The organism is Serratia sp. CY47444, assembly GCF_052168635.1.
In the GTDB taxonomy this organism is placed as follows: Bacteria; Pseudomonadota; Gammaproteobacteria; order Enterobacterales; family Enterobacteriaceae; genus Serratia; species Serratia bockelmannii.
Map to the genome: position 1 here is coordinate 1 of NZ_JBJNMH010000037.1, position 7,921 is coordinate 7,921.

Genomic DNA, 7,921 nt, shown 5'->3' on the forward strand with positions numbered 1-7,921 from the left:
GGACTTCATCGTGGCGCGGGTAACGCAGTGTTACCCATCAGACGCCGTATAGATTTAAGCAAGCCCATCATAAATCAAAATCGGTGTTGCAAAAACGGGGGTGACCATAGATTTTTTATGGTTTCAGGATGGGTTGACCGGCACCACGGTGTCGCTCGGGTAACAGCCCAGCACCTTCAGCGAGCGGGTGATTGGCGTCAGATCGCGCAGCGCTTTTTGCATCGCCTCGGCGCGTAGGTTGGCCTGCACATCGATATAAAACATCTCTTCCCACGGATTGCCGTTGATCGGGCGTGACTCCAGCTTGGTCATGATGATGCCGTTGTCGCGCAGTACCAGCAGCGCTTCGACCAGTGCGCCGGATTGTTGGCCGGTCGCCATGATCAGCGTGGTTTTGGCCGGCACCTGTTCGGAGACGTCGATCGCTTTGCGCGCCAGGACGATAAAACGGGTGATGTTCTGCTGCTGGTTGGCGAGGTTGTGTTCCAGCACCTGCAGCCCATACAGTGCGCCGCCGGCTTCGCTGCCCAGAGCAGCCACCTTCGGCGAATTCAGCTTGGCGACTTTCTCCATCGCGGCCGCTGTGCTTTCAGTGTATTCGATTTTCCAGTGTGGGAAGCGGTTCAGGAACTGACTGCACTGCTGGAACGGTTGCGGGTGGCTGTAGACGGTTTCAATCTGGCTCAGATCGCTGTCGCCGGCAATCAGAACGCAGTGGTTGATCGGGTTGGTCAGTTCGCCGACGATCGACAGGCTGGTGTGCTGCAGCAGATCGTACACCTCGTTAATCGACCCGGAGCTGGTGTTCTCGATAGGCAGAATCGCATAGTCCGCCTGGCCGGTTTCCACCTGGGTGAAGATATCCTGAAACTTCTGGCAGCCGCATTCGATCAGCTGATCGAAGTGGCGGGCAGCGTATTGGCGTGCTGCCAGATGTGAGTAAGAGCCTTTTGGGCCGAGGAAGGCGATGCGGGCGGAATGTTGGCTGACGGGGTTGAGCTGGTGCTGTAGCAACGCCTGCTGGGTCAGGACGGAATCTTCGATGATCAGTTGAAACAGGCGGGTGACGTAAAAGCCGTCCAGGTCGTAAGGCTTGGCGGCGGCGATCAGCGCATCCAGCAGATCGCGCTCGCGCTCTTTATCGCGGATCGGGCGATGAGAGTGCAGCTTGGTCTTGCCGACTTCGATCGCCAGCTCACGGCGTTCCGCCAGCAGGGCCAACAGTTTCAAGTCCAGTGCGCTGATGCGCTCGCGCAGCACCAATAACGGGTTGTCAGTCATAATCAGCTTCCGCCTTCAGTTCTTATTCGTTGTAAAACAGCCATAAAAAAAGCCTCCTGTTTCCAGGAGGCTTTGTTGTTCGTCTTCGCATTCTTTCTTACACGACGAAACGCCTCCCAGTCAGGGGAAGGTAAAAAAGAATGCGAAGAAAAACGGTGTGCGTGGCATGGTCTACCTAAGGTTAATGCGAACAGGTTTTAAAGTAACCGCTGGCTTTTACCCCGTCAACAAAAATACCCGACAAAAAACGCGCCCTCGGGCGCGTTTGATGCGGCAATCGCTGTCGGACGGTTATTCCTGCTCTTGCGTGACTTCCGGCACGATGTCTTTCACGCTGGCATTGCAGCGGCGCGCTTCGCCTTTATGCTGCACCTTGTTCAACTGGCGTTCCAGCTTGGCGATCAGCTCATTAACGGCGGTGTACATGTCATCATGTTTGGCGCTGGCGACCAGCGGGCCGTTAGGCGTGGTAATGGTAGCGTCGGCGACAAACCCCTGCGGTTCTTTAGATAAGACGATATGTGGGTTTATCAGCTGGGTCTGCCATTTTTCCAGTTTGGTGAGACGGTCTTCGACGTGATTGCGGATTGCGGGAGTGATATCCATTTGTTTGCTGGTAATGTTCAATGTCATATAACTTACCTCTCTGTCTTTCCGTCTTGGTGAACCCAGCATACCCCGCTTTTTGTTTAAATGCGTGATGTAAATCACGATTTTTTGTCACTTTTTGCAAAGTTAGTTCAATCTGTGATTCAGCATTTGAATTGGCTATCTAATGCTTGAGAGTTGCCGCCGGATGGCGCATTATCGATGAGTTGACCGGTGAGGAGCGCTAGCTAACACCGTGTTTTTACTTGTGTATTTTTCCAGTGAAAACCAGGTCGACGCCAATGAAAACGGCAGCCGAGGCTGCCGTTTTGTTTTTCTGCCGTTACCGACGCGCGCTTATTGCGGGTTGGCGGCGATCACTTTGGCCACTTTGTCAGCCTGGCCGTTCAGCTGCAGCTGCTCGTAGGCATTTTCCATCAGCGGCAACACGTCGTGCGTCGCTTTGGTATCCGGGAATTCACGCAACATCTGTTCGGCGCGATTAACGACCGCGACGTAAGCACCGCGTTTAGTGTAGTATTCCGCCACCGAAAGCTCATACTTGGCCAAGCGGTCTTTCAAATACACCAAACGCTTGTTGGCGTCGGTCGCGTATTGGCTGTTCGGGTATTGCTGAATCAACTGGCTGAAGTCGCGGAACGCAGCGCGAGCGTGCTGAGGATCGCGGTCAGAACGGTCAACCCCGAAGAAGCCCTGCAGCGCGCTGTCATCGAGCGCCATGTCGGTCAGGCCGCGCATGTACATCACGTAATCGATGTTCGGGTGCGTCGGGTTCAGACGCATGAAGCGATCGATGGATGCCTGAGCCATCGGCAAGTCGGCGGCCTTATAGTAGGCGTAAATCAAATCCAGCTGGACCTGCTGGGAATACGGCCCGAAAGGATAGCGGTTATCTAACGCTTCGAGTTGCGTAATCGCGCCCTTGAAGTTACCGTCCTGCAGTTTTTGCTGCGCGGTAGCATAGATTTCCGAAGGTGGGTTGTCGGGAACCGCATCCTTGGATGTGGAGCAACCTGCCAGCGCCAGGCTCAACGTGGCTGCCGCCACCAGATATTTCATACGCGTCATGACGTTTTGATTATCCTCAGGGTGTTATTCCGGGAGACTGTCCGTTAAGCTCCCGACAAAGACCAGGTACAATAGCACATTATATTAAACGGCATCGCCGTGAAAACCCAACGTTAACGAAGAAGCTGCATATGGCACAACAAGTACAACTCACCGCAACGGTGGCCGAATCTCAACTCGGACAACGTTTAGATCAGGCTTTGGCCGAATTGTTCCCTGATTATTCACGATCTCGCATAAAAGAGTGGATCCTGGGCGATCGGGTGAAGGTCAATGGCAAAACGTCAAACAAACCGAAAGAGAAGGTGCTGGGCGGAGAGACAGTCGCCATCGATGCACAGATTGAAGAAGAGGCGCGTTGGGAGCCACAGGATATCGCGCTGGATATCGTCTATGAAGACAGCGACATCCTGGTGATCAACAAACCGCGCGATTTGGTGGTGCATCCTGGCGCCGGTAACCCGGATGGCACGGTGCTCAATGCGCTGTTGTATCACTACCCGGAAATTGCCGACGTGCCGCGTGCCGGCATCGTGCACCGTCTGGATAAAGACACCACCGGCCTGATGGTGGTGGCGAAAACCGTGCCGGCGCAAACCCGGCTGGTGGAGGCGCTGCAGGCGCGTGAAATCACCCGTGAATACGAAGCGGTGGCGATCGGTACCATGACCGCCGGCGGTACGGTAGAAGAGCCTATCGCGCGCCATTCCACCAAGCGTACCCACATGGCGGTGCACCCGATGGGTAAGCCGGCGGTAACGCACTACCGCATCATGGAACACTTCCGTGCGCATACTCGCCTGCGCCTGCGCCTGGAAACCGGCCGTACTCACCAGATCCGCGTGCACATGGCCTATATCAGCCATCCGCTGGTGGGCGATCCGCTGTACGGCGGCCGTCCACGTCCGCCTAAAGGTGCTTCGGAAGCCTTCATCAGCACGCTGCGCGGCTTTGACCGTCAGGCGCTGCACGCCACCATGCTGCGTTTGTATCATCCGATCAGCGGCATCCAGATGGAGTGGCATGCGCCGCTGCCGCAGGACATGGTTGATCTGATCAACGCGCTGAAGGCGGACACCGAAGAATTCAAAGATCAGATGGACTGGTAATGAACGCGCTCATTCTGCCCGACTGGCCGTTGCCTCCCGGTGTTAAAGCTTGCAGTACCACGCGCGGCGGCGGCGTCAGCCTGCCGCCTTATGACTCGCTGAACCTCGGCACTCACGTGGGTGACGAGGAGCAAGCGGTGAAGCGCAATCGGGAAAGGTTGGTTACCGCCGCCGGCTTGCCGCAGATGCCGGTATGGCTCGAGCAGGTACATGGCACCCGTGTGGTGACGTTGACGGGGCAAGCGCCCGCCGATCTGCGAGCGGATGCGGTGTATAGCAACGTGCCGGGGCAGGTGTGTGCCGTGATGACGGCGGATTGTCTGCCGGTGTTGTTCTGCTCGCAGCACGGTGACGAAGTGGCTGCCGCCCACGCCGGCTGGCGCGGATTGTGCCACGGCGTGCTGGAGCAAACCGTGGCGGCGTTCAGCGCCGCACCGAGCCAGATTAGCGCCTGGCTGGGGCCGGCGATCGGTCCGCAGCAGTTTGAGGTCGGGCCAGAGGTGCGGGCCGCTTTCATGGCGGAAGATGCTGAGGCCGCAGCGGCATTTACCCCGCACGGCGATAAGTTTTTGGCTAATATCTACCTGCTGGCTCGCCAACGCTTGTTGCGGGCAGGCGTGCAGGCCATCTACGGCGGCGATCGCTGCACGGTTAACGAAACGAGCCATTTTTTCTCCTATCGACGAGATGGAATAACCGGACGTCTGGCAAGTTTAATCTGGCTGATATAACCTATTGAATTAGGACGATCCAACGACGCATGGCGTTGTACCGAAAATTTAGCGTCGAGATAACCTTGAAAATTTGAGGGATGACCTCATTTAATCTCCAGTAGCAATTTCGACCCATCTTGGAGGTGTTATGCGTCTGGATCGTCTTACCAACAAATTCCAGCTTGCCCTCGCCGATGCCCAGTCACTAGCCCTTGGGCACGACAACCAGTTTATTGAACCGCTACATCTGATGAGCGCCCTGCTCAATCAGGAAGGGGGCACGGTTCGTCCACTATTAACTTCCGCAGGTATCGATGCCGGGCGTGTGCGCACCGAAATCGAACAGGCACTGTCCCGTTTACCGCAGGTAGAAGGCACCGGTGGCGACGTTCAACCGTCCCACGAGCTGGTGCGCGTCTTGAATCTGTGCGACAAGCTGGCGCAGAAGCGCGCGGACAAATTCATTTCTTCCGAGCTGTTTGTGCTTGCGGTGCTGGAAGACCGCGGCTCGTTGACCGACTTGTTGAAAGCGGCCGGCGCGACGGCCGACAAAATCAGCAAAGCCATTGAACAGATGAGAGGCGGTGACAGCGTGGAAGACCAAGGCGCCGAAGACCAACGGCAAGCATTGAAGAAATACACGATCGATCTGACCGAACGCGCCGAGCAGGGCAAACTTGACCCGGTAATCGGCCGTGACGAAGAGATCCGTCGTACCATTCAGGTGCTGCAGCGTCGTACCAAAAACAACCCGGTGCTGATCGGCGAACCCGGCGTGGGTAAAACCGCCATCGTCGAAGGCCTGGCGCAGCGCATCATCAACGGCGAAGTGCCGGAAGGGCTGAAGCACAAGCGCGTACTGTCCCTCGATATGGGCGCCTTGATCGCCGGTGCCAAGTACCGCGGCGAGTTTGAAGAGCGCCTGAAAGGCGTGCTCAACGATCTGGCCAAGCAGGAAGGCAGCGTTATCCTGTTTATCGACGAACTGCACACTATGGTCGGCGCCGGTAAGGCGGATGGTGCCATGGATGCGGGCAACATGCTCAAACCGGCGCTGGCGCGCGGCGAGCTGCACTGCGTTGGCGCGACTACGCTCGATGAGTATCGTCAGTATATAGAGAAGGATGCGGCGCTCGAACGCCGTTTCCAGAAAGTGTATGTGGCGGAGCCGAGCGTGGAAGACACCATCGCTATCCTGCGCGGCTTGAAAGAACGTTACGAACTGCACCACCATGTGCAGATCACCGACCCGGCCATCGTGGCGGCGGCAACGCTTTCGCACCGCTATATCGCCGATCGTCAATTGCCGGACAAGGCTATCGACCTGATCGACGAAGCGGCGTCCAGCATTCGCATGCAGATGGACTCCAAGCCGGAGTCGCTCGACAGGCTTGAGCGCCGCATTATCCAATTGAAGCTGGAACAGCAGGCGCTGAATAAAGAGTCTGACGACGCCAGTAAGAAACGCCTGGACATGCTCAGCGATGAGCTGGGGCAGAAAGAGCGCGAATATTCGGAGCTGGAAGAAGAGTGGAAAGCGGAAAAAGCCTCGCTCTCCGGCACCCAGAACATCAAGGCCGAACTCGAGCAGGCCAAAATCACCCTGGAGCAGGCGCGTCGCGTCGGCGATCTGGGGCGGATGTCAGAACTGCAATACGGCAAAATCCCTGAGCTGGAGAAACAGCTCGCCGCCGCCACGCAGGCCGAAGGCAAGAGCATGAAGCTGCTGCGCAACCGGGTGACCGATGCGGAGATTGCTGAAGTGCTGGCGCGTGCAACCGGGATCCCGGTCGCCAGAATGCTGGAAGGGGAGCGCGACAAGCTGCTGCGCCTGGAGCAAGAGCTGCATTCGCGGGTTATTGGCCAGGACGAAGCGGTCAGCGCGGTCTCCAATGCGATCCGCCGCAGCCGTGCGGGGTTGTCCGATCCTAACCGGCCGATCGGTTCGTTCCTGTTCCTCGGCCCGACCGGGGTGGGGAAAACCGAGCTCTGCAAGGCACTGGCTTCGTTCCTGTTCGACAGCGACGACGCCATGGTACGTATCGATATGTCCGAGTTTATGGAGAAACACTCCGTTTCGCGTCTGGTCGGTGCGCCTCCGGGTTATGTCGGTTATGAAGAAGGCGGCTACCTGACGGAAGCCGTACGTCGCCGGCCTTATTCGGTGATTCTGCTGGATGAAGTCGAGAAAGCGCATCCGGACGTGTTCAATATTCTGTTGCAGGTGTTGGATGACGGCCGCCTGACCGATGGCCAGGGCCGTACCGTCGATTTCCGCAATACCGTGGTGATCATGACGTCCAACCTGGGCTCCGATCTGATCCAGGAGCATTTCGGTCAGATGAACTACGCGCAGATGAAAGAGTCGGTGATGGAGATGGTGAGTCACCACTTCCGTCCGGAGTTCATCAACCGTATCGACGAAGTGGTGGTGTTCCACCCACTGGGCGAGAAACACATCGCCGCGATCGCCAAGATTCAGCTGTCGCGTCTGTACAAACGTTTGGAAGAGCGCGGTTACGAAGTGACCATGACCGAACCGGCCCTGGCGCTGTTGAGCAAAACGGGTTACGACCCTGTATATGGTGCGCGTCCGTTGAAACGCGCTATTCAGCAGGAGATCGAGAACCCGCTGGCGCAGCAAATACTGTCCGGCAAGCTGATCCCTGGCAAGCTGGTCACGTTGGATGTGGAAAACGACCATATCGTTGCACGCCAATAACGGCAATCGAGCGTAATAAAGATGAAAGGGAGCGGGTGACCGCTCCCTTTTCTTTATCTTCGTTTGTCCCTGTTTACAGGGTTTGCCGCTATTACTGTGTTAAAACTGGTATTTTTTGACTAATAAACATCCTAAAAAGGCATTTTTGGTGATTATTTGAACGCTTGAAAAGTTTTTTGCATTTAGGGGTTGCGGCCCGCCGAGAACTCCCTATAATGCGCCTCCACTGACCGGGAACAACGACTGACAAGCCGCCGGGTCAGCGAGAAGAAAGCGAAATAAACGCTTGACTCTCAGGGCGAAAAGCGTAATATACGCAGCCCGCGCCGATGAGTTTCTCGGCACTGCTCTTTAACAATTTATCAGACAATCTGTGTGGGCACTCCACAAGACGATATCCAGCATCTTCGGATGCAAAA

The 7,921-nt window shown here is 56.5% G+C and carries 7 protein-coding genes and 1 other annotated feature; of the genes, 3 read left to right on the plus strand and 4 right to left on the minus strand.

The features are described from left to right. Nucleotides 1–123: 123 nt before the first annotated feature. The 4 genes from pheA to bamD all read right to left on the minus strand — a co-directional run bounded on the left by pheA (nt 124) and on the right by bamD (nt 2,958). The gene (gene pheA / locus ACJ8IL_RS24655) at nt 124–1,281 is read right to left on the minus strand and encodes a bifunctional chorismate mutase/prephenate dehydratase (protein WP_025301644.1); all 1,158 of its coding nucleotides are present in this window, start codon (nt 1,279–1,281) and stop codon (nt 124–126) included. 42 nt (nt 1,282–1,323) lie between these two features. After that, nucleotides 1,324–1,450: a sequence feature (Phe leader region), on the minus strand. Beyond that, nucleotides 1,402–1,449, minus strand: a complete 48-nt coding sequence (locus ACJ8IL_RS24660; RefSeq protein WP_101428074.1) for a hypothetical protein — start codon at nt 1,447–1,449, stop codon at nt 1,402–1,404. It overlaps the preceding feature by 48 nt. Nucleotides 1,451–1,572: 122 nt before the next feature. After that, the gene (raiA, locus tag ACJ8IL_RS24665) at nt 1,573–1,914 is read right to left on the minus strand and encodes a ribosome-associated translation inhibitor RaiA (protein ID WP_004932457.1); all 342 of its coding nucleotides are present in this window, start codon (nt 1,912–1,914) and stop codon (nt 1,573–1,575) included. Between the two features lie 312 nt (nt 1,915–2,226). After that, a complete protein-coding gene (gene bamD / locus ACJ8IL_RS24670; protein ID WP_197836102.1) occupies nt 2,227–2,958 on the minus strand; it encodes an outer membrane protein assembly factor BamD in 732 nt (243 codons plus the stop codon). A 131-nt stretch (nt 2,959–3,089) separates the two neighbouring features. On the opposite strand from bamD, the gene rluD reads away from it, so the two are divergent. The 3 genes from rluD to clpB all read left to right on the plus strand — a co-directional run bounded on the left by rluD (nt 3,090) and on the right by clpB (nt 7,502). Beyond that, entirely contained in the window at nt 3,090–4,067 is a 978-nt protein-coding gene (gene rluD, locus ACJ8IL_RS24675) for a 23S rRNA pseudouridine(1911/1915/1917) synthase RluD (RefSeq protein WP_025301645.1), read from the plus strand. Next, nucleotides 4,067–4,798 (plus strand): purine nucleoside phosphorylase YfiH, encoded by a 732-nt coding sequence (yfiH, locus tag ACJ8IL_RS24680; RefSeq protein ID WP_197836100.1) that lies wholly within the window; start codon nt 4,067–4,069, stop codon nt 4,796–4,798. The genes rluD and yfiH overlap by 1 nt, the downstream gene beginning before the upstream one ends. A 130-nt stretch (nt 4,799–4,928) precedes the next feature. Next, a complete protein-coding gene (gene clpB, locus ACJ8IL_RS24685; RefSeq protein ID WP_025301647.1) occupies nt 4,929–7,502 on the plus strand; it encodes an ATP-dependent chaperone ClpB in 2,574 nt (857 codons plus the stop codon). The last annotated feature ends 419 nt before the right edge of the window (nt 7,503–7,921 follow it).

Coding starts and splice junctions, on each gene's coding strand:
- pheA (WP_025301644.1), bottom strand. CDS start 1,281: ATGACTGACAACCCGTTATTGGTGCTGCGCGAGCGCATCAGCGCACTG.
- raiA (WP_004932457.1), bottom strand. CDS start 1,914: ATGACATTGAACATTACCAGCAAACAAATGGATATCACTCCCGCAATC.
- bamD (WP_197836102.1), bottom strand. CDS start 2,958: ATGACGCGTATGAAATATCTGGTGGCGGCAGCCACGTTGAGCCTGGCG.
- rluD (WP_025301645.1), top strand. CDS start 3,090: ATGGCACAACAAGTACAACTCACCGCAACGGTGGCCGAATCTCAACTC.
- yfiH (WP_197836100.1), top strand. CDS start 4,067: ATGAACGCGCTCATTCTGCCCGACTGGCCGTTGCCTCCCGGTGTTAAA.
- clpB (WP_025301647.1), top strand. CDS start 4,929: ATGCGTCTGGATCGTCTTACCAACAAATTCCAGCTTGCCCTCGCCGAT.